This is a genomic window from Paenibacillus sp. J22P51, from assembly GCF_059692215.1.
This window is the reverse complement of sequence record NZ_JCAUAZ010000009.1, coordinates 38,619-60,939: the sequence shown is the minus strand read 5'-3', so window position 1 is coordinate 60,939 and position 22,321 is coordinate 38,619. Positions and strand designations below refer to the sequence as shown.

At 48.4% G+C, this 22,321-nt stretch carries 24 protein-coding genes; 11 read left to right on the top strand and 13 right to left on the bottom strand.

Annotated elements, in window-relative coordinates; translation table 11 throughout:
* Entirely contained in the window at window positions 1-1,515 is a 1,515-nt protein-coding gene (locus AC58QC_RS19400) for a copper amine oxidase N-terminal domain-containing protein (RefSeq protein ID WP_497416750.1), read from the bottom strand.
* A gap of 157 nt (window positions 1,516-1,672) precedes the next feature.
* Here AC58QC_RS19400 and AC58QC_RS19395 point away from each other — a divergent pair, with 157 nt between their 5' ends.
* The 3 genes from AC58QC_RS19395 to AC58QC_RS19385 all read left to right on the top strand — a co-directional run bounded on the left by AC58QC_RS19395 (window position 1,673) and on the right by AC58QC_RS19385 (window position 5,806).
* Window positions 1,673-2,212 carry an NfeD family membrane protein gene (locus tag AC58QC_RS19395; protein WP_497416749.1) on the top strand — a complete coding sequence of 180 codons (540 nt, stop codon included), beginning with the start codon at window positions 1,673-1,675 and terminating at the stop codon, window positions 2,210-2,212.
* 18 nt (window positions 2,213-2,230) lie between these two features.
* A complete protein-coding gene (locus tag AC58QC_RS19390) occupies window positions 2,231-3,676 on the top strand; it encodes a flotillin family protein (RefSeq protein WP_477589095.1) in 1,446 nt (481 codons plus the stop codon).
* A gap of 636 nt (window positions 3,677-4,312) precedes the next feature.
* Window positions 4,313-5,806 carry an HD domain-containing phosphohydrolase gene (locus AC58QC_RS19385; RefSeq protein WP_497416748.1) on the top strand — a complete coding sequence of 498 codons (1,494 nt, stop codon included), beginning with the start codon at window positions 4,313-4,315 and terminating at the stop codon, window positions 5,804-5,806.
* 436 nt (window positions 5,807-6,242) lie between these two features.
* On the opposite strand, the gene AC58QC_RS19380 is transcribed toward AC58QC_RS19385, so the two are convergent.
* Complete coding sequence (locus tag AC58QC_RS19380) at window positions 6,243-7,568, bottom strand: hypothetical protein (protein ID WP_497416747.1); 1,326 nt, start codon at window positions 7,566-7,568, stop codon at window positions 6,243-6,245.
* Entirely contained in the window at window positions 7,555-8,121 is a 567-nt protein-coding gene (locus AC58QC_RS19375) for an RNA polymerase sigma factor (RefSeq protein ID WP_497416746.1), read from the bottom strand. Before AC58QC_RS19375 ends, AC58QC_RS19380 begins: the two co-directional genes overlap by 14 nt.
* Window positions 8,122-8,464: 343 nt before the next feature.
* On the opposite strand from AC58QC_RS19375, the gene AC58QC_RS19370 reads away from it, so the two are divergent.
* The 4 genes from AC58QC_RS19370 (at window position 8,465) to AC58QC_RS19355 (ending at window position 12,446) form a co-directional block, all read left to right on the top strand.
* A complete protein-coding gene (locus tag AC58QC_RS19370; protein WP_497416745.1) occupies window positions 8,465-8,914 on the top strand; it encodes a hypothetical protein in 450 nt (149 codons plus the stop codon).
* 173 nt (window positions 8,915-9,087) lie between these two features.
* Complete coding sequence (locus tag AC58QC_RS19365) at window positions 9,088-10,353, top strand: S-layer homology domain-containing protein (RefSeq protein WP_497416744.1); 1,266 nt, start codon at window positions 9,088-9,090, stop codon at window positions 10,351-10,353.
* Window positions 10,354-10,484: 131 nt separating this feature from the next.
* Window positions 10,485-11,174 (top strand): L-ribulose-5-phosphate 4-epimerase, encoded by a 690-nt coding sequence (araD, locus tag AC58QC_RS19360; protein WP_497416743.1) that lies wholly within the window; start codon window positions 10,485-10,487, stop codon window positions 11,172-11,174.
* Between the two features lie 780 nt (window positions 11,175-11,954).
* Window positions 11,955-12,446 (top strand): GAF domain-containing protein, encoded by a 492-nt coding sequence (locus AC58QC_RS19355; protein WP_497416742.1) that lies wholly within the window; start codon window positions 11,955-11,957, stop codon window positions 12,444-12,446.
* A 319-nt stretch (window positions 12,447-12,765) separates the two neighbouring features.
* Here AC58QC_RS19355 and AC58QC_RS19350 read toward each other — a convergent pair whose 3' ends face one another.
* From AC58QC_RS19350 to AC58QC_RS19340, 3 genes are all read right to left on the bottom strand, one after another.
* Window positions 12,766-13,050 (bottom strand): helix-turn-helix domain-containing protein, encoded by a 285-nt coding sequence (locus AC58QC_RS19350; protein ID WP_497416741.1) that lies wholly within the window; start codon window positions 13,048-13,050, stop codon window positions 12,766-12,768.
* Window positions 13,051-13,248: 198 nt separating this feature from the next.
* Entirely contained in the window at window positions 13,249-13,890 is a 642-nt protein-coding gene (locus tag AC58QC_RS19345) for a thiamine diphosphokinase (RefSeq protein WP_497416880.1), read from the bottom strand.
* A gap of 170 nt (window positions 13,891-14,060) precedes the next feature.
* Complete coding sequence (locus AC58QC_RS19340; RefSeq protein WP_477589110.1) at window positions 14,061-14,294, bottom strand: hypothetical protein; 234 nt, start codon at window positions 14,292-14,294, stop codon at window positions 14,061-14,063.
* Window positions 14,295-14,415: 121 nt separating this feature from the next.
* Between AC58QC_RS19340 and AC58QC_RS19335 the strand changes: the two genes are divergently transcribed.
* Window positions 14,416-15,153: a DUF554 domain-containing protein gene (locus AC58QC_RS19335; protein ID WP_497416740.1), complete on the top strand. Its 738-nt coding sequence runs from the start codon at window positions 14,416-14,418 to the stop codon at window positions 15,151-15,153.
* A gap of 2 nt (window positions 15,154-15,155) precedes the next feature.
* On the opposite strand, the gene AC58QC_RS19330 is transcribed toward AC58QC_RS19335, so the two are convergent.
* Window positions 15,156-15,857 (bottom strand): response regulator, encoded by a 702-nt coding sequence (locus tag AC58QC_RS19330; protein WP_497416739.1) that lies wholly within the window; start codon window positions 15,855-15,857, stop codon window positions 15,156-15,158.
* A gap of 329 nt (window positions 15,858-16,186) precedes the next feature.
* On the opposite strand from AC58QC_RS19330, the gene AC58QC_RS19325 reads away from it, so the two are divergent.
* Window positions 16,187-17,131, top strand: coding sequence for a diguanylate cyclase domain-containing protein (locus AC58QC_RS19325; RefSeq protein ID WP_497416738.1), 945 nt, complete (start codon window positions 16,187-16,189; stop codon window positions 17,129-17,131).
* Between the two features lie 151 nt (window positions 17,132-17,282).
* Window positions 17,283-18,911, top strand: a complete 1,629-nt coding sequence (locus AC58QC_RS19320; protein ID WP_497416737.1) for an S-layer homology domain-containing protein — start codon at window positions 17,283-17,285, stop codon at window positions 18,909-18,911.
* Between the two features lie 81 nt (window positions 18,912-18,992).
* Here the strand turns inward: AC58QC_RS19320 and AC58QC_RS19315 are convergent, their stop codons facing one another.
* From AC58QC_RS19315 to AC58QC_RS19295, 5 genes are all read right to left on the bottom strand, one after another.
* The gene (locus AC58QC_RS19315) at window positions 18,993-19,451 is read right to left on the bottom strand and encodes a spore germination protein GerPE (RefSeq protein WP_497416736.1); all 459 of its coding nucleotides are present in this window, start codon (window positions 19,449-19,451) and stop codon (window positions 18,993-18,995) included.
* A 2-nt stretch (window positions 19,452-19,453) separates the two neighbouring features.
* Window positions 19,454-19,636 carry a spore germination protein GerPD gene (locus AC58QC_RS19310; RefSeq protein ID WP_477589118.1) on the bottom strand — a complete coding sequence of 61 codons (183 nt, stop codon included), beginning with the start codon at window positions 19,634-19,636 and terminating at the stop codon, window positions 19,454-19,456.
* Window positions 19,637-19,690: 54 nt separating this feature from the next.
* Window positions 19,691-20,410, bottom strand: coding sequence for a spore germination protein GerPC (gerPC, locus tag AC58QC_RS19305; protein WP_497416735.1), 720 nt, complete (start codon window positions 20,408-20,410; stop codon window positions 19,691-19,693).
* Between the two features lie 90 nt (window positions 20,411-20,500).
* Window positions 20,501-20,719 carry a spore germination protein GerPB gene (locus AC58QC_RS19300; protein ID WP_497416734.1) on the bottom strand — a complete coding sequence of 73 codons (219 nt, stop codon included), beginning with the start codon at window positions 20,717-20,719 and terminating at the stop codon, window positions 20,501-20,503.
* A 35-nt stretch (window positions 20,720-20,754) separates the two neighbouring features.
* Window positions 20,755-20,979 carry a spore germination protein gene (locus AC58QC_RS19295; RefSeq protein WP_497270557.1) on the bottom strand — a complete coding sequence of 75 codons (225 nt, stop codon included), beginning with the start codon at window positions 20,977-20,979 and terminating at the stop codon, window positions 20,755-20,757.
* A gap of 129 nt (window positions 20,980-21,108) precedes the next feature.
* Between AC58QC_RS19295 and AC58QC_RS19290 the strand changes: the two genes are divergently transcribed.
* Window positions 21,109-21,567 (top strand): hypothetical protein, encoded by a 459-nt coding sequence (locus tag AC58QC_RS19290; protein ID WP_497416733.1) that lies wholly within the window; start codon window positions 21,109-21,111, stop codon window positions 21,565-21,567.
* A 157-nt stretch (window positions 21,568-21,724) separates the two neighbouring features.
* Here AC58QC_RS19290 and AC58QC_RS19285 read toward each other — a convergent pair whose 3' ends face one another.
* Window positions 21,725-22,267 carry a C40 family peptidase gene (locus AC58QC_RS19285; protein WP_497416732.1) on the bottom strand — a complete coding sequence of 181 codons (543 nt, stop codon included), beginning with the start codon at window positions 22,265-22,267 and terminating at the stop codon, window positions 21,725-21,727.
* Window positions 22,268-22,321: the final 54 nt, after the last annotated feature.

The following is a 22,321-nucleotide window of genomic DNA, read 5'->3' as shown; positions in this document are numbered from 1 at the left end:
TTAGTCTCGGTGGATCGTGACGACACGCGTCTTGTCATTGAAAGATACGACACAGCCGAGCTGCTCCGCAATGAAGCGAATTGGTACGTAAGTAGAGTTGTTGGAAAGTGTAGCCGCGCTTTCTAGTTCTGGAGCAGATGCGCCATTTACCGTTGCGTTTTTGCTATCCAACGTTAAAAGGATCGTTTTCCCAGTTACAAAATCTGTAATCGTCACTTGTCGCAGCTCGCCATTCCAACCGACCTCAGCGCCAAGCTGTTCGGAAACGAAGCGAACCGGAACCATTGTTGTCCCATTCGCATTAATGAATGGCTGTGGTGCATCTTCTGTTGCGCCTGCCCCGTCGGTAGCCATATTAATATCTTTTTTCGTCACCTTCAGATCGTCTTTAAGCATTTTGTATAAGGAGGATTGCTTATCTTGATTAGCAAGCACCTTATAGATCGCAGTGGCATCTAGCTTAAGTTGAAGTGCACCAGACGTATTAATCGTGCTCGCCGTAACCGGTTTATTCAAATTCCAAGATTCACCTACATAGGAAATCTTCATCGCGGAAGCGCCATTTTTTGATTTAGTAAGTGGCATGTTGATCGCTAAGCTTTGCTTACGAACTTGTTTATCAGCATCGATGTAAACATCTGCTTGAAGTGAGGCATTAGCACTAAACATATCGTTTGTTGGATCTATGGAATCGGTTAACCCCGCAAGGTAATTGTGAATCGGGGAGTACACGAAGCCAAGTGTCAGATCTTTGTTCGTTAGAAGCTGCAGTGTAATGCTTTTATCACCTGCTTGAATTTGCTCTTGGATCACAGGGGAGAGCGCATCGTACAACTGGCTAAGTACTTCTTTGAGGCCAGCTTCGTCTGCAAGAACGTTAGCAAGCAGCTTTTGCAGAAGGGAAGCCAACTCAGTGCCGCTAAGCTCTATGTGTGCTTTTTGCAAAGAAAGCGATTCGCCATTCACTTTATCTGTAACCGGTGCAATCGATAGACGAGCTGGGTCAGGTGAGTTACCTAAAATAAGGCCGACGAGTGCTGGTTTAATCTCAAGTATTTTGTTGCCGAATTGTTCTTGGACCGCTTTTGGTAGGAACGATAAGAAAGAAATATTGGCGCCGCCTAAAAGATCAATAACAATCGGCTTTTGCGCGCCTTGAATATGTAGATTGATCTTCGTGCCTTCCGTGGCAACGTTGAAAGGAATCGTGCCTTTACTGTAAATAATTGTTCCGTCCACGGACAGGTGCTGGCTATCCTGCGTTTTTACAGCAAGCTCAACCTTCACATTTTGTAAGGCAGCCAGCGCTGCTTTTTCCTCTGCTGTGAGTTTTGAGGTATCGCCAGGAATAAGCTCAAGCTGCAGCGTGCCTTTTGACTCGGACGACTTCACGTTCGCGCCATTTTGAATGGCTTTTCCGAGTTCCAAGCCTTGTATTGATTGACAACCCGTTAGCGTCAACATCATGATTACCAGCGCTGCCGAAATTAACCAAGTCCATTTTTTTGTGTGCATGGGATAATCTACTCCTTCGTTTTAATAGAATTAACGATAAGTCATCGAATGATTATACGCAAGAAGTATTAGAAGGATGCGCTAGCAACTCCTTAATTTTCAGAAACGAAACCTTTTATTACCAAATTCGTCTATATTTATGTGGGAGGTAAAGCCGATGATGACGTTGTTTATTGTTTGTTTTTTTGTTGGTCTTGTACTTACGTTGCTCATCACACTCTTCGGTGTGGACAGCTTCGAGCTGCATGGCGATGCGGGCGGTACGCATGGACACGGGCATAACGGCCCATCTTGGTTCAATATGTCCTCGCTGCTCGCGGGTTTGACCGTGTTCGGCGGCATGGGGTACATCCTTAACAAGGTCGGCATGACGAGTGGTGTACTCATTCTTCTCCTTGCCATTGCTGCCGGTCTTGTGATGGCGTGGCTCTTCTTTCTGTTGTACGCCAAGGTCATTTATAAGCATGATGACAGCATGAAGGAGAGCGATTTTGAGCTTAGCGGTCAGTTGGGAAAGCTTACGGTTCCGATTATCGGGAAAGGCATGGGTGAAATGGTGTATGTGCTCCAAGGAACAACACGCTCCATCAGTGTTCGTTCAGAGAACGGTGAGTCCCTGGCCAAAGGGGCGAAGGTTGTTATTTTGAACATAAGCAAAGGTGTTGCTACGGTGACGGAATTTAGTGAATTTGAATGATGGGGAGGTACGGCAGATATGATGTATTCTGTGCTTATTATGGTAGTTGCTATAGTAGTTGTTGTTTTCATCTTACTGGCTTCGATTGTCAAAGCGTATAAGAAAGTGCCGCCGAATGAAGCTATGATCGTGTATGGTTTAGGGGGCAAAAGGGTCGTACAAGGCGGCGGGACGTTCGTGATCCCAGGCTTTCAGAGCTACAAAACCATCTCCATGATGCTTACGAGCTTTGACGTGAAGCCAGATCAGCCGATGTTCTCGCTGCAAGGTATTCGTCTCAAAATCGAAGCCGTCGCTCAAATCAAAATCCAAAGTGATCCGATCGCGATCGCAACCGCTTCCGAGCAATTTCTCGACCATACGATGGCTGAGCGGGAAGCGATGATTTTGCATTCCGTAGAGGGGCATTTACGGGGGTTAGTCGGGCAATTGACGGTAGAATCCATTCTCAAGAACCCGGATGAGCTCAACAGCAAGATGAGAGAAACGTGTTCAGAGGATTTGGATAAAATGGGGCTTAACCTCATTTCCTTCGTGTTGAAGCGGGTAGCGGATGATCAGGGCTACATCGAGAACTTGGGTGTACCTGAGGTTGAGCGGATTCGCAAAAGCGCTAGCATTGCTAAAGCTGAAGTAGAGCGGGATATTCAAATTCGGCAGGCGGATACGGAGAAGGAGTCGGCTATTCGCAAGGCAGAAGCGCATCAATTGACCATTGAAGCGGAAAGTGCCGCGTCGGCGAAGGAGGCCCAGTACCGCAAGGAGCTCAGCATGAAGGAAGCTGAGTTCAAGCAAGAGACGACGAGTCGTCAGGCGGAAGCAGATTTGGCCTACGAATTGAAGCAAAAGCAAATTCAGCAGCTGCTCGTGACGGAACAAGTGCGTATCCGTCAGATGGAAGCAGAGGCGAACAAAACCGTTCGCCAGATCGAGGTCGAGCTGAAGCAGAAGGAGCTCGAGGCTTCTGTCATTAAGCCAGCCGAAGCGGAGAAGCTGGCGGCAATTATGCGCGCTGAGGTGAGCAAGCAGAGGCAAATTCTTGAAGCCGAGGCGGATGCGGAGTCGACGAGAAAGCGCGGCGAAGCCACGGCAGAAGCGGAGCTTGCCAAAGGGAAGGCCAACGCGGAGGTCGTGCGCCTAGCGGGGCTTGCGGAAGCGGAGGCGCTGGAGAAAAAAGCCGAAGCCTACAAGCAGTACACGCAGGCGGCGGTGACGGTGGAAATTCTCCGCATCCTGCCGGAGCTTGCGGAGAAGATTGCGGCACCGCTTAGCAACGTGGACAAAATCACTGTGATCTCGCAGGACGGTTCGACGTCTGGGGTGAATCGAATCACCGGCGATATCGCCAAAATGATCGCCCAGGTGCCGGAAATCACCCAGACGCTCACGGGCAAAAGCGTGACCGACTTGGCGCGCGCGTTCCTAGGGACGGATGCCGACCCGACGTTGAAGCGGGAGGGGTAAGGATGGAGGCGGGCGTCTGTAAGGCCAAAAAGGACCTTAAAGGCTAGGCGGACCTGGCTACCGCGTGTTCTGGCCCGCATAAGGCCCAAAAAGGGCGCTTAAACCCGGCGCGCTTGACCCGCTACCGTCTGTAAGGCCCAAAAAAGGCCTAAAAGGCAAGGCGGACCTGGCAACTGCGCGCTTCTGGCCCGCATAACGCCCAAAAAGGGCACTAAAGCCCCGCGCCGTAGCCCCGCGATCGTCTATAAGGCCCAAAAAGGGCCTTAAAGGCAAGGCGGACCTGGCAACTGCGCGCTTCTGGCCCGCATAACACCCAAAAAGGGCACTAAAGCCCCGCGCCGTAGCCCCGCGACCGTCTATAAGGCCCGAAAAAGGCCTTAAAGGCAAGGCGGACCTGGCAACTGCGTGCTTCTGGCCCGCGTAACGCCCAAAAAGGGCGCTAAGGCCCCGGACACAGGCCCAAACAATCAAAGCCACACTCTTAACTGTAGAGTGTGGCTTTTCCTTTTGCCAGAACAGCTAGTAGGTAGTGATTCTACTAGAGATATCGAGCGGAGAATGCCGGATTACGGTACAATAGAGGTGATGCGAGTCTACTTCGCAGTGAGGATAGTTTTTGATAGAGGCGGGTGTTGTATGCTCATATATAGGAAATTTCTACGAGATCTTTTGCGAAATTATATGATGGGTTCGGGTATTGCTGTGCTTGTTGTAGGCGGGGTCATTATTTCGACGACGCTCACGATTACGAGCGTTGAATTGTTCCGTGTTTTTATTATCATGATTTCTTCGTTATGCGTGATGATGCTTGCCGAGTTTCTAGTGTTTCGGAGGCACATTAGACCGATTCGCGAAATGGTAGGTCAAGAGACGCCGTCGCTGGCGACGATTCGTGCGGCATACTTACAAACACATCGATTTCCTGCGTTGTCGGTGATGCGGATCATGGGGCCGCACTTTCTGGGGTTATCTATTCCTGCTATGACCATAGCAAGATTAGGGATTGCGTGGGGTTGGTTGACGCTGCCTGCTTTTTATGTCGGGCTGGCGGGCATAGGGGCCATACTGATTGCTAGTATGCATGCTTTACTTGAGTTTTTTACGACGGCGCAAGCCATTCGGCCCATGCTGATACATATTCGCGAGCTGGGTCAGCGGCTTTATGGGGAAGACGTCTCGTTGGATGGACGCGTCATCGTATCGATTCAGCGGAAGTTCCAGCTTAGTGCGTTTCTTATTGGCACGATGCCGTTATTTCTTTTTAGCTTAGCCACGCAAATTCGGTTGAGCACAAGCGTGGATTCTTCCGAGCTGATTGCTGATTATTGGAAATGGGCGGCGATTATTCTGTTGCTGGGCGTAGGTTTCTCCTCCTTAGGTGCACGCATGCTGGCAACAGATATTCAACAGCCGATTGAAGATTTACATCGAGTGATGAAGCAAGTTCAGTCCGGTGATCTCAAAGTAAGGGCCTCTGACTTATACTCGGATGAGTTTTCGCGATTGTTTGCGGGTTTTAACCATATGGTGAAGGGCCTCGATGCCCGTGAAAAAATGAACAATCAGCTCCTCCAGAGCTATTACGCCACACTTGCAGCAGCGCTTGATGCTCGAGATGCTTACACGGCAGGGCATTCAACACGCGTCGCTAAGTACTCATTGCTGATCGGACGAACAGTGAACCTGAGCGAGCAGGAGCTCGATTGGTTGAACAAAACAGCGCTGCTGCACGATATCGGCAAAATCGGTGTGCGCGATGCTGTCCTACTAAAGGATGGCCGATTAACCGAAGAGGAATTCGAGCAAATCAAGCTTCACCCGGATCTGGGTGAGTCGATTTTGAAGCAGATTGAGCCTGCCGAGGCGATGGCTCCTTTGCTTCCAGGCGTGCGCTCGCATCACGAGCGCTATGATGGCGCTGGATATCCAGATGGCCTGAAGGGCCAGGATATCCCTGTGTTCGGCCGCATCATTGCGGTAGCTGATGCGTTCGATGCGATGACGTCCGATCGGCCGTATCGGAAGGGAATGCCTGTCGAGAAGGCGATGGCCATTCTCGCCGAGGGGAAGGGGACACAGTGGGATCCCCGTTTTGTTCAGGGCTTTATGGATGCGTACAAGGTCAAGTAAGTAGAAGCGGTAGACAGGGGCTATTCTGTAGGAGTGCAGGGCAGGAAGGGCTAACCGGTGGCAGCGAGGGATTCAACTAAATGGAAAACTTACAGCTAATTCAGCGGTATTTCATGAAATCGAACAAATAGATGGAAAAGGTACAGCTAAAATAGCCAGAAATGCCGATAGGGTGGACTTAAGCGGGAATTATCTGTAGGAAATCCAGCTATTCTCGCGTTTGAGAGATAATCAGCAAAATTTAGCTACATAAAATCCAGTTAAATTTGTTAAGGTGCGCGGGCAGCCGGGTGGAAGCGAGTATCGAATGGGTTGAGGTAGGATTGCTCCTATCACAAGCCTGAGAGATTGCAAAGGCTGGTAGCCACCAGCGCAGCCGAAACCGCAATAAAACCCGCTAGGTCGATGTCGACATAGCGGGTTTTGCAGTTTAACTTTAGCGAGATTTGGTATACTCCTCCACTTGTAGTCCCGCTGATCCTCCAGCACTCACGATCCCCGTCTCAGGTGACAAATAGCGCTCGACCTTGTCGATCCATTCCTGGACGTAATGATCGGTGGCCCATTGTGCCATGACGAGCTGCTCGCCAGGCTGTAGATCTAGGGTAAGCTGAGGAATACTGCCAGGCGCCTGTCCGTAGGAGTAGAATTTAAGCGTATCTCCTTCAAAGATGACGAGCATATCATCCAACGGTGATGTTAGTGCATCCGTGGCTTCCGGCCACGAGGACTTGATATTGTTCCAAGAACAGCAGATATCGTCGTGATTGACGACTTTATCCGGCAGGTCGCGTGGGAAATCACGAAGCACGTAAGAATCAGGTCTAGATAAACCAGCTTTAGGAGTTTCTGCGACTTTGCCAACCCATTGGCCTGGTTGACGCTGCACCGTCCAGCTTTGTCCAGAAACCTCTCCAAGGGCATTGTCTCCGACTCTCGACATCGAGGCAAGCTCATTATTCATACTTGTGCCAAAGACATCCATAATGGATACATGGTTCTTGTCCACCGGCTTTTTGTAGAATTGCATGGTGCGTGCTTCTTTTAGCTGTGGGAGCGTACGCACCCAGATGCGATCCGCATGATAAGGTGCATTCCCATTCCAAGCTTCCTCGGATTCTGCGATGGAGACATATTGGTTGCCTGCAAACAACAGTGTTTCCACACGATTGAACTCTTGATCCTCTGGATTTACGAAGCGTTCAGGCTTGACAGGCTGATCCGCCAAATGAGCAGATAAATAGTGAGACTCACCTTTGCTCGTTGTATGCGTGAGAGAGTCGATTTTCCAGAAATTTTGCTTATAAGGCATCAAAATGCCTGTTCCTTCGGAGGTTTTCTCCAATTGCCCCCGAACGGGTGCTATGAGCATCGTCCGATAGGTGCTGTAGCGAAGGGGGGACAGAGCGCGTCCTGGAACGCTTTCGGCAGACTCGTGCTCCGTCCGTAGTCCAATTAGCAGCGCTGTATTGATAGGAGCAGGAGGAGGCGTAGATACAGTTACCGCCGCACTCAGCAGCTTCCCTTCGAGAGCAGCTGCCTCACTTTGCGTATGCATGGTGTGCCATGGGAAAAGAAGAACAACAGCCAAGACAGTACCCAAACCAGCGACACAGAGAAGAGGCTTCGCCTTGGACTTGTTTCGCTCCTTATGTCGAATCGTTTCCTCGATGTCATGCTGAAGCTTGGAGGTGAACCCCTTCTGCTGAAGGGGGCCATCTTCCAATTGCTTCTGGAAGTCATCCGGCTCAGGAGTTTTCAAGCGCTTCACGCTCCTTCAGACTAAGAACCTTAAGTCTGGCGTGGTGAAGCCTGGATTTAACCGTTCCTTCCGAGATGGCTAGAATCGCTGCCATCTCCTTGGTGGTCATCTGATAATGCGCGTGTAGAATTAAAATTTCTCTATATTTAGAGGATAAAGACATGACCTTTTGCCAAATTTCACTTGCATATAAATTCTCGACCGCTTCGGTTTCTGCCGAGTTGGCGGTTCCTCCCGATTGGACGAAGCCAACAAGGGTCACCTTGCGCCAAAATGCTTTGCGCAAATAATCATAAGCGGTATTGCGGGTTATCGTAAGCAACCAGGTTTTGACCGCAGCTTCACCACGGAAAGTTGTTAGATTGCGATATACTTTTAAGAAAGCATCCTGTGCGATATCGTCGGCTGCATCTTTATTGCGACAAATGCTGAATGCATAATTCCACACATCATTCCCGTAGGTTTCCATCAAATTGCGTAGGATTACCTTCTGATCAGTTGTTTCTGCGATGTACTTCAAATAATCAAATACATGGACACCGGTCGTTTCCAATTCTCTCACCTCTCCTATATAGACGCATGAAATCGCGAAAAGTTCATTTACCCCAATAGAAACTTTACCCATATCATTCGTAAGCCGCCCGGCCTTTAAGCCTCATCAGAGCGTATTCGTTCATGCGTCTGTTCATGCCATCATCCGAACGACGGTTTACTCAAGAGCTAGGTCGTAATTGGCAGGAAATTGTACCTAGGAAAGAGAACAGTAGGAGTAGAAACTGGAACGTTGCCAACGAAGATACAGATAGTAGAAGAACGTATGCGGACTAGCTTGACAATAAAGCGCCTTAGCACGCAATATGAAGGAAGGACTAGATCCTTCGGAGAGGAAGAACAGCATGAATTTCGTTGAGCATATAGCAGATCATTTGCGATCCGGACAAATAAGTAATTATCCGCAGCCGATTGCCCTGAACTTAGGTTTAGTGTACACCGTGAAGCTAGAAGACAAGAAGACGAATTTAATTTGGCTTCCTTTTGAATATACAGGTTTAGCTTACCTCGATATGGGCCAGCAGGTGAATGTTTACCCTTACTATCGCGGCACGATTATTGAAGAAATTGAGCTTTCCAGAGGAACGGATCTTTACAAGCCCCAAACGGAAGAGGCATTCACTAAGACCCTTTATGCAAAGGGGTACGAGCTGCACCAACTGTTGCAAGAAGAGCAGTACAGTCATTTACAAGGGAGTGCACCTGATTACCTAGCTAAAATGATGTACATTGTCGATTGGATGCGTTATTACAACTCTGCCAAAGCGGTAGCAGGTGCGAAAAGAAAAATTTAATCATCGTTCGAGATAGTGGATCTTGCTTTCTACCTAGTAGAGGGCAGGGTCTTTTTGGTGTTTTATACGGCTATAGTCCCAGTAAGAGGGGCTTGTCCTGCTTGGATGAATGGGCTTTTTAGCATGTTCTCAAAGACTAGTAGAAGGCTTATCCTAGAGAATGGTGGAAGTGGGTGCCGAAAATTTGGATAGAAGTGGAGAAAATGGCGATGAAACGATGGACGAAATGGCTGACGATAGCAACAATCGGTTGCCTATTAACGATAGGTAGCCTGCAAGGTAGAACTGAAGCAGCAGGATTCAAGGATATTGGGGGACATTGGGCGGAGCAGACGATCGTTCAAATGGTGCAGCAGGGTTTGCTGGATGGATTTCCAGATGGAACCTTTCGACCTGATGAGACCGTAACGGCAGACCAATTTGTGAAAATTGTACTGCTGGCCTTTACAGATAAGTTCCCGAATGGTGAACGGAAGTGGAAGACAAGCTTCTTGCAAACGTTGAGTGCGGGTAATCAAAATATTTTACAGCAGGACTACCGGGATTTCACGTTTAAGCCGAATACGGTCGGTTACTGGGCTAAACCTTACTTGGATCTAGCTAGTGATCTTCATTTTATTAGCAAAGGGCAATTCACTGATTATAAAGCTTCTTTGAAGCGGGAAGATGTCGCGGAGATTTTGTACTATTTATTGAAGGAAACCGAATATTTGGAGGACGAGACGTATAGTCTTGCTGCTGCATCCCATTTCGGTGATCTGCAGAGCGCAACGAGCAGACAGCAGAAGTTTATCGGAGAGTCGATGACGAAAGGGATTATGGAAGGGTATCCGAATGGTTACTTCGGTGTAGGTCAATATGTGACTCGTGCCGAAGCGCTGCAAATTATTACACGTCTACAGACGAAATCGAAGCGCGTAAGCGTGAAAAACGATAACGAAGCTTTCATAAAAGTCGTGCCAACCAAGGATGGCAGCTATAAGAAGCTCGTTTTCCCAGATGAGCGTATGCTGCAAGCGTACGAAGTGATGGAAGAGGCAGGTAAGCTGCGCGGGACGAATTACGATTTGGAAGAGACAACACTGCGTCTATTTCGGAATGCGGAAGCCAAAGGACAGGCTTTGAGCGGGGCAACGGCAGAAGCGCGCAACAGCAACGAAGCTTCGCTCTGGTTGGATCCTCAGTTTGCAACGTACGGAGTAACGGTCCGACTGGAGGACGGGGTGCTTGCCCGCAATACGGAAAGCATTCGCAAGTTCACAGATTTCCTGTTCGGGTATGATGCGGACATTTTCAATCGTCAATTTACGGATGCGTGCGCGCGTGCAGCAGCGAAAGGTGTTCTTGAAACAACAACGACACAAATCGGCAACTACTCGGTGGAAACACGGTTGGAGTCGGATGGGAAGACGATCGTTTTCTCTATTATTCATTCTTAAAAAGGTTTTGGAAGCTGTACATACAAGTTGAATTATATGTCCATTGATTGCAAAACATCTGGCTAACATGTACGTACAAGTGTATAATGAAGATATCATATATACATTTTATCGGAAGGTGTTGAGCTCAGGTGCTAGATCAATTGAGACAGCAAGTCTTGGAAGCAAATTTAGATCTACCCAAATATCGGCTGGTTACTTTTACATGGGGCAATGTCAGCGGAATCGATCGGGAGCAGGGACTCGTCGTAATTAAGCCTAGCGGCGTACCTTATGAGGATTTGAAAGCAGAAGACCTCGTCGTCGTTGATCTGCAGGGTAACATTGTGGAAGGTAAATTGAAGCCATCTTCCGATACGCCAACGCATCTGGCGTTGTATCGTGCTTTCCCATCGATCGGCGGCATCGTTCACACGCATTCGCCTTGGGCTACCAGCTGGGCGCAGGCGGGGCGCGGGATTCCAGCGTTGGGCACAACGCATGCGGATTACTTCTACGGTGAAGTGCCGTGCACGCGTCTCCTGACAGAAGCTGAGATTCAAGGAGCTTACGAATTGGAGACAGGTAATGTCATCATTGAGACGTTCCGCGAATTAGATCCAGCCATGGTGCCGAGTGTGCTTGTGAACTGCCATGCGCCATTTAGCTGGGGTAAGGACGCACACAATGCGGTTCATAACGCGGTGGTGTTAGAAGAGGTTGCGAAAATCGCGTATCGTACGTTCAACTTGAACCCATCGATTCAGCCTATGGATCAAACCTTGCTGGATCGTCATTTCCTAAGAAAACACGGAGCGAACGCTTATTACGGTCAAAAGTAAGATCTAACGAGGGCAGTCGGCTGAATAGCTGATTGTCCTTTTTGTAATCGATATTTGTCGATTTACGGATGGTTGATTGCGCCCGGAGAGGCCCCGCTAGGGGCCGCCCAAGCAGCCTGAGGGCCTGGGCTAAGTCGATTTTATCGACTTAGAGTCCGCCGAAGCAGCCTGAGGGCTCGGTTAAGTCGATTTTATCGACTTAGGGGCCGCCGAAGCAGCCTGAGGGCCTAGGCTAAGTCGATTTTATCGACTTAGAGTCCGCCGAAGCAGCCTGAAGGCCTGGGCTAAGTCGATTTTATCGACTTAGGGGCCGCCCAAGGAGCCTGAGGGCCTGGGCTAAGTCGATTTTATCGACTTAGGGGCCGCCGAAGCAGCAAGAGTGCCGGGCTAAGTCGATTTTATCGACTTAGGGGCCGCCGAAGCAGCAAGAGTGCCGGGCTAAGTCGATTTTATCGACTTAGGGGCCGCCGAAGCAGCCTGAGGGCCTGGGCTAAGTCGATTTTATCGACTTAGAGGCCACCGAAGCAGCCTGAGGGCTGGGCTAAGTCGATTTTATCGACTTAGAGTCCGCCGAAGCAGCCTGAAGGCTCGGCTAAGTCGATTTTATCGACTTAGGGGTCGCCGAAGCAGCCTGAGGGCCTAGGCTAAGTCGATTTTATCGACTTAGCGACTGCCAATCAAGGCAATCGCGCCAGAAGTAGTCTGTTTTCGCACCTTTTGGCGGAAAGCCATTCATTTGGTATGATGAAAGATAGACTAGGTAGAAGAGGATGATGACAGATGTTTGCGAAATCGAACTATAGTGGAACGAGAGAAGAACAATATACCTTGCTGATTGGGCAAGTTGAAGCATTGATACATGATGAACCGAACCGTATTGCTAATCTGGCGAACGCGGCTGCATTGCTTGGGCAGTTTTTGGAGGATGTGAACTGGGTAGGATTCTACTTGGTGGATGAGACGCTCGATCGGAAGGAGCTCGTATTAGGACCTTTTCAGGGATTGCCGGCTTGCGTGCGAATTCCTTTTGGCAAAGGGGTTTGCGGTACGTCTGCCGAGCGCAAGGAAACCGTTCTTGTTCCTGATGTCCACGTATTCCCGGGACATATCGCCTGCGATGCAGCATCACAATCGGAGATCGTGATCCCGATTGTGGCGGGAGGCGAGCTCGTCGGTGTACTGGACATCGACAGCCCGAGCCTGAGTCGGTTCGACGACGTCGACCAGCGCTATCTGGAGCAGTTTGTGCAAAAGCTTGCCGCCGCGATGTAGTGGGCGTCCACTAATGACGTCCAGCGCGAAACTAAATAACTGGAAAATCTCCAGTTATTTCTCGTCGATTGGCGGTACTAGGCAGAATAACTGGATTACCTACAGTTAAATTCCAGCATTTAGCTCTCAAAAGTCGGAAGTAGGCAGATTAACTGTAGGTTTTCCATCTGTTTCAAGTTTTCAACGAAAAATAGCTAAATTAGCTGTAGGTTCTCCAGTTAATCGGTGTCCACTTGCCTATAACAGGAGCGGGTCTGATATCGAGCGCTCATAGCAAAAATAAACGCCAACTGCTTTCGCAGCTGGCGTTTATTTGTACTCATAATGAAGGGTAAGCGTCGGTGCTAATAATAGCGGATAGGAGCTTGCGCATCGAGCGCGTTCCGACTTTATCCATGATTTTCTCGATGTGTACTTTCACAGTCTTCTCACTGATGAAGCAATAATCTGCAATTTCTTTGTTGCTGTAACCGTGCAAAGCGATAAGACTAATAATTTCAGCTTCACGAGTCGTAAGTACGTGCTGAGATACAAAGTGTGTAATAACAGAAGGTAGTTTGGTAGGAAGAAGATTTCTTACAAGGTTTTCTTGAACAGGGGGCATGCTTAAACGACCTCAATATCTCAATAAATGACTAGCCTATCCTTTATAGTAACAGAGCTAGCCGCTCTATGGAGTAGAAGAGAGTGTCGAATTTCCAAATTTTTATGTAATTTTTATCGTGTGAATCATACGGCGCATCGATCCCTAGACCCGTTCAAGCAGCCACCAGAGGTGGAAAGAGGCGCATCCCTTCTCTCCCTAGTCTTTGCTCTGAATCACAAGCAATAAGCCTGAAGAAAGCTCGATTAGCCCCTCTGGCTCAAGGAGAATATTACTGATTCCAAGTGACATCCCAATTTCAAGTGTCGCTTGCAGAAGAGGATATTGGAAGCCATGCAGCGTGATCCCCTTGACCTCCAAGCTAAGCGGAAGCAGCGAGATATGTGTATATGGCCCCCTCCTTATGTGCGTGGATTGATCGATCACCATGATGAGATTGTTCGCATCCATTATCGCACAGGGGATCCCTTGCGCCATGCCTTTGCGGAGCAAATGCACATTGGCAAGCGAGTGATCGAACCGCGTACCTAATGCCCCGACGAGTAATATTTGGCTCGGATTTTGATCCAGCGCCCAGTTAAAAGCCATTTCCGTATCGGTTAAATCCTTGTAGATAGGATCACAATCAATGAAGTTCTTGCTAGAAGCTTGAATTAAGGCGAGTTCCTCGGTTGTAACCGAGTCAAAATCACCCATCGAAATATGAGGGACAAAGCCATTTTGAATGAGAAATAGCGCCCCGCGATCGGAGCCGACAAGGATATCATCCGCCCGAATTTCGCCTAGCGCCCAATCGCCTAGTGTGCCGCCTGTGATTATCATAATCCGTGTCATATCTATATCCCCCAAGGTAAAAATTAACCAATCATCTTCCCTTTAGTATAGCATAGATGAAATAAACGGTTACGCTGTCCCGTCAGGACCTTATATATCGAGCAAAAAACCGAGAAGCCATAAAGGCTGCTCGGTCTTTCTTCGCATCAAGCTAGAGAAACATGTTCGGTAAAAACTTAAGTTCGTGCATCTACGCGCTTGCGCATAGGGTTAAGCTCTGACTGATCGTGATCAATCTCCGCCTCATCGGCAAAGCCTTGCAGCTCATACGTGCTGCGTCCTAGAACAAGATCGGCGGGAAACTCATCACCTCGTTTAAGCGTGACCTCTTGCCCAGCCTCATTGGCATAAATACCGTCGGTTTCGACCGTATCGCCTGTCATGGGATCCATTGTTTTATCTTTCGACATTCAACCATGCCTCCTTTCCTGTTGCTTATCCTTACCATTTCCAACGTCGCAGGAAATTATGAGGAGAATCATGTAGAATGAGAAGGTCATCATAGTTTGTACGCAGAGGGGAATGAAGGGTATGGCTTTATGGGGGACGATCGTGAATGCAGCGGCCATTATTATCGGAGGATTACTTGGCATGTTGCTGCCCCGCATCTCAGAAAGTATAAAAAACACAGTCATGCAGGGCCTAGGGCTCGCAATAACTGTGCTGGGAATTACAATGGCACTCAAATCAGATCAAATCGTGATCGTCATCATGAGTATTGTAGTTGGCGGTATTCTCGGAGAGTTGATGCGGATCGAAGCCAATCTAACGAAGCTTGGCGACTGGCTTCAGACCAAGATGAGCAAGCAACCGACGTCTCATCCAGCTGCGCCAACCAGCATATCGGAAGGCTTTGTCACTTGTACACTCGTCTATTGCATCGGCGCCATGGCGATACTAGGTCCCTTGGATGGCGGCCTGCGGCATAATCACGATATCTTATACACCAAGTCGCTGCTCGACGGGTTCTTGTCCATCATCTTCGCATCGACATTGGGGATTGGCGTTGTTTTCTCCGCGGCATCCGTTTTTGTGATGCAAGGAACGATCGCACTGTTAGCTACAGTGATCGCCATGGCGTTCAACCAAGCGTCGCTGGACGCAATGATTGTTCAGATTACCGCGGTAGGCGGCGTCCTAGTTATCGGCGTAGGTATCAATATTTTGCAAATCAAAAAAATCAACGTGGCGAATATGCTGCCAGCACTTGTCATTGCCGCAGCGGCGGTGCCTCTGCAGCAACTTATTACCGATTGGCTAAATCGCTAAAGTTAGACAGCGGAGCCGTTAAATTTGTACCCAACGCCTCTTACAGTAATGATGTAGCGAGGCTCAGCTGGATTAACTTCTATTTTCTTACGTAAATTGCTGATATGTACAATGAGTGTGCGTGGATCGCCCATACTGTCCAAGCTCCAGATGAGCTCAAACAGGTGCTCGATTTTATAAACACGATTTGGCGTTTTGGCCATGAGAGACAGCAAATCAAATTCCTTGGCAGAAAGGGAGATCGTTCTTCCATTCGCTCGTACGATGTGGCTGACAAGATCGATTTCTAGACCAGGGAATTTGACCAATTGCGGGTCATCCTGATGCTGCTCACGAATGGAGTTACGGCGAAGAAGGGCTTTGACCCGGGCCACGAGCTGGCTTGGGCTGAATGGCTTCGTCATATAATCATCGCCACCCATGCTGAGACCAAGAATGACATCAATATCCTCGCTTTTACACGAAATGAACAGGATGGGGGTATTGCTCGTTTTTCGGAGCTGTCGACATACCTCTATACCATCAAGTCCTGGCAGCAAAATATCCAGAATAATAAGATCAGGCCTATGTTCCTTCACGATTTCAAACACATCATGCCCGTTATTTGCACTGATTACTTTGTAGCCTTCACGCACCAAGTAGAGCTGAATTAATTGGACAATTTCTTGCTCGTCATCAACGACTAAAATTGTTTCTCCGGCCATGCTTGAATCCCCCTCAGTAATGAAACAACTCCTAAAGTAAGAAGGGTGTTCCTACTTTCATCTTGCACAGATATTACCTACATTATAGAACGATTCTCCTAGTAATTTCTATCCTTTTATTGACAAAAGGTGGGTTCTGAAAGGCATAATGTGGATTATTAGGCACAAAGTATGTCGATGTAGTCTCGTTTATCAGAATATGCGACATCAATCGCTATTTTTCGACTATCTTTTGATTTAAACTTAAGCATGATTTTATATAATTTTTATGTTGCCGTGCTAAGCTACCAAAGTCTCTATGTAAAGCATAAGAGGGGGCGGCAGAGGTTATGCATAATGAGATGGTGAACAATGATATCAAACATCCAGGGTTGCCGAAGACGTCTCTCGCACGTCAAATTATCGAGCAGGCTTGGGATCTGTATTGCCAGTTAGATGTGCAAGGTAATTTGATCTACGCTTCGGAACGGTTTCGAGAGATTCTCGGCTATGTACCCGATCATGTTGGTCAAATCATTGAGGCCGTTGATTCGGAGTTTCGCGTAGATGTGTATAAATTGTTCGTGCATACCTTGCAAACGAAATCTAGCAGTAAACTAGAGTTTCGTGCGAAAGGATCGAATGAAGCTCACATATGGATGGAGTGCACAGCGATCCCACTTCGTGATGAAAGCGGTGAACTCATCGAGATTGTCTTCGCACTTACGGACAGTACACAGCGCAAATTTCAAGAAAGCCGCCTTGCTGCTATGGCATTCCATGATCCATTGACAGGCTTGCCGAATCGCCGACTGTTTAAAGAGAATTTACATCATCTGTTGAAGCAGGCGAAGCGAACGGATCGTGCTTTTGCTCTGCTCTATGTCGATATTGATGATTTCAAAATCATCAATGACACGATGGGACACGATATCGGGGATGCTTTTTTGCAGGATTTTGTCAGCCGGATCCAGGGCTGTTTACGAGAAATTGATATTTTCGCCCGAATGGGAGGAGATGAATTTACGATTTTATTGCCGGCTGTGGATTGTCGGGAGCATGTCGAAGGTATTGCTCAGCGCATCATAGCCAGTGTGGAGAAAACATGGGACGTTCAGGGGCACGTTTTTCGATCGACGATTAGCATGGGCATTACGATGTATCGGACTGATCTTACGGATGAAACCCAAATGATGAAGGAAGTCGATATCGCCTTATACCAGGTGAAGGGTAAGGGCCGAAATCACTATCAATTTTATACGCATGGGATATCCGCTGTGACCACAGGTCGGTGACAAACGTAACTTAAATAAACCGTTATGCAAGAGCTTAGTCCCTCTGCTGTAACGGTTTTTTGTGTTTCCCCAGTATTTACTCGTAGCGATTTTGATAGCTTTCTAGGATGATAGAAGGAATCGAAACGAATCGAATAGGGGAGGAGACAAGATGAAATTAAGCAATGGATGGCGTAAGCTTGTCGTTGCCCTAGTCATTGTCGGTGCTTTGTGGCAGGTAACATTTGTGCATAAGAATGAGGTTCTTGCTGGAGCTACCGCGGCTCAGGGGAAATTCAATATGTCGTACTTATTCTTTGGAGGGCCTAGCTCCTATATGTCACAAGTCAATAAAAGCGGTGAGACCTTAGATGTGGTATCGCCAAGTTATTTTCATATTAAGGAAGATGGCGGCTTAGAAGTAACCGATCTACAAGCTTCTTTCATAACGGAGATGCATAAGCAGGGGAAGCGGGTTGTCCCATTTCTAAGCAATGATTTCAATCAAGTGCTAGGTGAAAAAGCAATTGATGGGCGCGAGGCGCTAGTTAAAGAGCTTGCAGCAAGTATCAAGGCTAATAGTCTGGATGGTGTGCAATTAGATATTGAAAATGTAGGAGCGGCCTACCGAGATAAGTACACGGATTTCGTTAAAAAGCTGCGCGAACAGCTGCCGAGTACGAAGGAGGTTTCCGTCGCTGTAGCTGCGAATCCAACAGGGGCTACGACGAGCTGGATCGGCCTCTATGACTATAAAGCACTAGCGGCTGTCAGTGATTATTTGATGGTCATGACGTATGATGAGAGCTATCCTGGCGATCCTACGCCGAGTCCTGTTGCTAGCTTGCCCTTTGTCGAGAAATCCATTCAGTACGCGCTGTCCCAAGCGCCTGCGAATAAAATTGTATTAGGCATTCCGCTCTATGGCCGTTACTGGAATCAGGATCCTGCGTCCAATGGAGCAGGGATTCCTGCTAGAAGCGTTCAGAAGCTAGTAGATCAATACGGTGGAACGATACGTTATGACAATGCTAGTCAATCGCCCGTTGCAACGTTTACGATTCAATCTTCAGATGCGAAATCAACTGTGTACGGCAAGGAATTGACGGCTGGCACCTACACGGTTTGGTATGACAACGAACAGTCGATCAAAGCGAAGCTAAAGTTAGTAGGGAAGTACCAGTTGAAAGGGACCGGAAGCTGGAGCCTCAATCAAGAGGCTGACGATACGTGGAGCTACTATCAGCTTTGGGCGGATGGTTTTTACTTCACGGATATGCAAAAGCACTGGGCGCAGGCCGATGTCCTGAACTCCGCGAATCGCGGCTGGATGCTCGGCACAGCCGCAGACATGTTCGCGCCCGACGAGGCGCTCACACGAGCGCAAGCCGCGACGATTATCGTGCGCGTGCTCGGATTAGAGAGCGTGGCGGCTGCTAGCGCCACGTTCCGTGATGTGCCTGCGACCCATTGGGCGTCGCAGGCGATCGGGATCGCGCAGCAGAAGGGGCTGATGCAGGGCATCAGCAACGATCGCTTCGCGCCCGATCAGAGCATGACGCGGGAGCAGATGAGTGAGCTGCTCTCCCGCGTCTTAAAACTGACCACGCCGGCTAGCGGCGAGGCGAAGACCTTCACGGACGTGCCAGCTGGCAGCTGGTCGGCAGAGGCCATTGCTGCGATGAGCAGCAGGGGCCTTGTCGACGGCTTCGAAGGCGGCACGTTCCGCCCGAGCGCGTCCTTGACGCGCGCGCAGATGGCGGCGCTGTTAAGCCGCGCCCAGCCGCTGCTCACGAAGTGAGCTTGTAAAGCGAGAGCCCGCCCCTGCTAGGGGACGGGCTCTTGCTTTATTGTGCAGCAGGTGGTGATTGCTGCTGCTGGGTCACGTTGTAGTTGATGACGGCTTGGGCGGAATAGCACCGATAACGTCTTCTGTACCTGTATAGACGAAGGTCGTTTGTTCCTTAGGCCCTGGTTTATTCGTCACGAATTGACGGATATTTTTGACTCGAGTTTCGGCCCTTGTTACGCGATTGCTGCCGATTTGAAAGAGAGAAGATGCGGCAACTCCGAGAATGCGGATGTTACGAACAGTAATATAGCTCCCTAAGTTATCCACACACATTGTGAAGGGTTCGGGAGGCTGAGGGATGGGGAATGGTCGTTGGAAGAAAGGGTAAGCTGCAAAGCTGCCTTCATTCCCATAATAAATGGGCACTTCGCGTTGAACAGCAAAGACCCTGTTCTGCAGGGCCGTGTAAACATTATCCCCCACATGCATGGTGCTTGATGAGCCTATGCTATTCATATAGATGTTGCCAACAATCGATAGACGTGCCATGGTTATCCCTCCGAAGGAAGTGGAACGAATGGCGCGATGATAACCGATTCGGGCGGCGTATCAAACATCGAAGATAAGGAGATAACCTCCGTATCCCCAATCAGGAAAATGGAAGCACTCGCTACCCCGACAATTCGGACATCGCCTACACATATTTGTTTATTTTCGACATGTAAATTAAACATCGCTTGCCCTTCTTTCCTGGAAAATGATTAACGCGCCAGTCCTAGAACGTCTTTTTATTTGGGCAGACTGGATATGTACGTCTCAATTGCGGTAAGGATGTCTTGCTTCGTTTTGTCCATAATGTTATTGGTTACAGCCTCCAACGGTTCCTTGAACCCAACGCCGCGGTATTGATTCACATAATGCTGAATACGCGTATCCAGCTGCTTACGAATATCATCAATGATCAAATCTTTGTAATCCTCGTCGAGTGGATGCTGATACTTATGTTCAAGGTTGTTGATATCGGCCTGGACACCGAACTGTAAATACTGTTCTATACCGCTAGCGACATCCGTTTTTATGTCTTTTCCTTGTCTTGCCGCTGTTCCACGTGCTGTCTCTTGACCCGCGCCGATCCCCGCATTTGGCACTGTCCCTTGATATTGTCCGCCTTGGTAAAAAGGATTCATATCCATGGCGCCCATGCCACCCATGCCGGCACCATTCTCCTCTTTGTTCAATGAGTTGCCATTCACGCTGAAGTCTTCAATCTGGTCGATTGCGCTGGGGCTGATTCCGATCGTGAGCGTCCCGTCTAGCTTTTCAACCTTAAGCTGATCAAAATTATATTCAATTTTATCAATATGAATTCGCTTCTCGTCTTTTAAGGCCTTCAGATCCGCCTGCAGCTTGCTTACGGTTTGTTCTAGCTTATCAATGCGCTGCTTCTGCATGTTAATACAAGCGGTAATCTGCTGGGCCCATTGCTGCCACGTGATCGGGTTGTTCATTTGGAAAAGCACCTCCTTCCGGATTCCTCATATTCAAGGTCTTCAAGACACCTTCCTGAGCCTGGCTAATCTTGAAGTGCGTAAGAAGTCTCATCTGAGTCCCGATGCTGGCGGCAGAGGAACAAGGGCTACAGGATTGACCTCACTTGCTCCAAGCTCAGGAGCAGGCTCTACGAAGCCGCCTGTATTGTACAGATTAGACAACGATCGAATCGATCCAGCCGTGCCAATCTGGAGAACAGAGGAGTTGGCGACAGAGTTCACTTTTAATTGTTGAATCATGATCGTTTGATGGATGGTCCAGTTCATTTTCCTTGGAACACCTCGCTCTAGTCTGACCTTTATCAGAGGATATTGCCGCTTGCATTGGCATCAATTAGGTCGGAATCGTTGGTTACCGTCGTGCTGTAGGTATTATAAACACGCGGGAAATCCCCTGTGTTAAATGAACCTGCTCCAGCAAATGTTTTGGAGGAACTGGTTGGTGAAATGATGAAGGAATCGCCGAAATGAACGACAGAGCTGGAACCGACACTAATAATTTTCACATTCCCGACGATAGCTGGCATAATTCGATCCCCCTTGCGTTATCACACCTACAGTATATGAGGTATCCGCCTAGAGGTGCTCTGAATTTTCGGGAGGGTGTCACATCGGGACGTAGGCACATATACTGTTAGCAAAATGAGGTGATGGGCTTGAGCGGATTTAATCGCCATCCTTGGCTGAAGTGGGAACAAGTTGAGAAGTTTCTTGGACAAAAGCTGCCGTTCGCCGAAAAAGGGCAGACCTTTCTAGATAATATGACGTGGGCTGAAGGATATGTACAGGACATGCTGAAAAAAGCGATGCCAGGTATGGATGCCAGCATTTCATCCTCTGGATCCATCGGTACAGAAATGTTTGAAACACATGAGCATGTTATTATCAAGGTGAAAATTGGCAAAGAAGAAGATCCAAGAGCGCTCCAAGTATTCGTGAAATCAAATCAAATTAAGCTGACAGGATTTACGAATGGTAAGAATCGAATTGTAAAGGTCCCTACGTTAGTGCTGCCGAGAACAGCAAATGTAACCTATAAGCAGCGATTGTTGGAGATCAAGGTACGCAAGCGCGGTTTGAAGGAGAGCTATCATGAGGCGTACATTCGCTATTAGGAACCGCTTCGGCAAAGAACCCCCTCGAGCCCAATGGCTGAGGGGTCATTTCCCTTTTTCACGAAAAAAGAGCCCAGTTAGATGGATAATTTCCATCTAGCTGGGCTCTAATCATCCATCCTAGTTTAGGGGGACTTGTTGCTATACAAGCTGCCTACTACAGTACACGACGTGCTGTCATATAACGGGAAGACCACGTACCGCTGTGAAGATCGGTAATTCGTACGCCGCCCGCGCCGTAGGTTTGAAGGATTTTGTTATTACCTGCATAAATCCCTACGTGGTGAATGACACCTGGTTTCCCAGGGATCGAGAAGAACACCAAATCGCCTACACGAAGGTTACTGCGGGATACATACTTACCAACACGAGCTTGTTGTTGGGATGTCCGCGGCAGATTAACGCCTACTTTTTTGAATACATATTGCGTGAAAGAAGAGCAGTCAAAGTTACGCGTTTGACCAGCAGTAGCGCCGAATTTGTAAGGTGTTCCTAAATATCTTTTACCGATGGAAACGACTTGGCTGCCTCTTGAAGTCGACGTTGCGGACGCTGTAAGCGCTGTAGCATTTACTGCTTCTGTAGATGTAGCCGCTTCCGCTTTCCCTGGTGCACCTGCTGCAACTACTGATAATCCTATAGATACGGACAATGCCGTAACGACTAATTTTTTGTACCAAGTTTTTTGTGGGTTTTTCATGGGGTTTGCCTCCTTAGAGTTTTCGCTGAGTTTTCGCCAAGCTATCTTGCATTG

Excerpts from the sequence above, each read along its gene's own strand:
- AC58QC_RS19400 (WP_497416750.1), bottom strand. The coding sequence starts at position 1,515 with ATGCACACAAAAAAATGGACTTGGTTAATTTCGGCAGCGCTGGTAATC.
- AC58QC_RS19395 (WP_497416749.1), top strand. The coding sequence starts at position 1,673 with ATGATGACGTTGTTTATTGTTTGTTTTTTTGTTGGTCTTGTACTTACG.
- AC58QC_RS19390 (WP_477589095.1), top strand. The coding sequence starts at position 2,231 with ATGATGTATTCTGTGCTTATTATGGTAGTTGCTATAGTAGTTGTTGTT.
- AC58QC_RS19385 (WP_497416748.1), top strand. The coding sequence starts at position 4,313 with ATGCTCATATATAGGAAATTTCTACGAGATCTTTTGCGAAATTATATG.
- AC58QC_RS19370 (WP_497416745.1), top strand. The coding sequence starts at position 8,465 with ATGAATTTCGTTGAGCATATAGCAGATCATTTGCGATCCGGACAAATA.
- AC58QC_RS19355 (WP_497416742.1), top strand. The coding sequence starts at position 11,955 with ATGTTTGCGAAATCGAACTATAGTGGAACGAGAGAAGAACAATATACC.
- AC58QC_RS19350 (WP_497416741.1), bottom strand. The coding sequence starts at position 13,050 with ATGCCCCCTGTTCAAGAAAACCTTGTAAGAAATCTTCTTCCTACCAAA.
- AC58QC_RS19340 (WP_477589110.1), bottom strand. The coding sequence starts at position 14,294 with ATGTCGAAAGATAAAACAATGGATCCCATGACAGGCGATACGGTCGAA.
- AC58QC_RS19335 (WP_497416740.1), top strand. The coding sequence starts at position 14,416 with ATGGCTTTATGGGGGACGATCGTGAATGCAGCGGCCATTATTATCGGA.
- AC58QC_RS19330 (WP_497416739.1), bottom strand. The coding sequence starts at position 15,857 with ATGGCCGGAGAAACAATTTTAGTCGTTGATGACGAGCAAGAAATTGTC.
- AC58QC_RS19325 (WP_497416738.1), top strand. The coding sequence starts at position 16,187 with ATGCATAATGAGATGGTGAACAATGATATCAAACATCCAGGGTTGCCG.
- AC58QC_RS19320 (WP_497416737.1), top strand. The coding sequence starts at position 17,283 with ATGAAATTAAGCAATGGATGGCGTAAGCTTGTCGTTGCCCTAGTCATT.
- AC58QC_RS19315 (WP_497416736.1), bottom strand. The coding sequence starts at position 19,451 with ATGGCACGTCTATCGATTGTTGGCAACATCTATATGAATAGCATAGGC.
- AC58QC_RS19310 (WP_477589118.1), bottom strand. The coding sequence starts at position 19,636 with ATGTTTAATTTACATGTCGAAAATAAACAAATATGTGTAGGCGATGTC.
- gerPC (WP_497416735.1), bottom strand. The coding sequence starts at position 20,410 with ATGAACAACCCGATCACGTGGCAGCAATGGGCCCAGCAGATTACCGCT.
- AC58QC_RS19300 (WP_497416734.1), bottom strand. The coding sequence starts at position 20,719 with ATGAACTGGACCATCCATCAAACGATCATGATTCAACAATTAAAAGTG.
- AC58QC_RS19295 (WP_497270557.1), bottom strand. The coding sequence starts at position 20,979 with ATGCCAGCTATCGTCGGGAATGTGAAAATTATTAGTGTCGGTTCCAGC.
- AC58QC_RS19285 (WP_497416732.1), bottom strand. The coding sequence starts at position 22,267 with ATGAAAAACCCACAAAAAACTTGGTACAAAAAATTAGTCGTTACGGCA.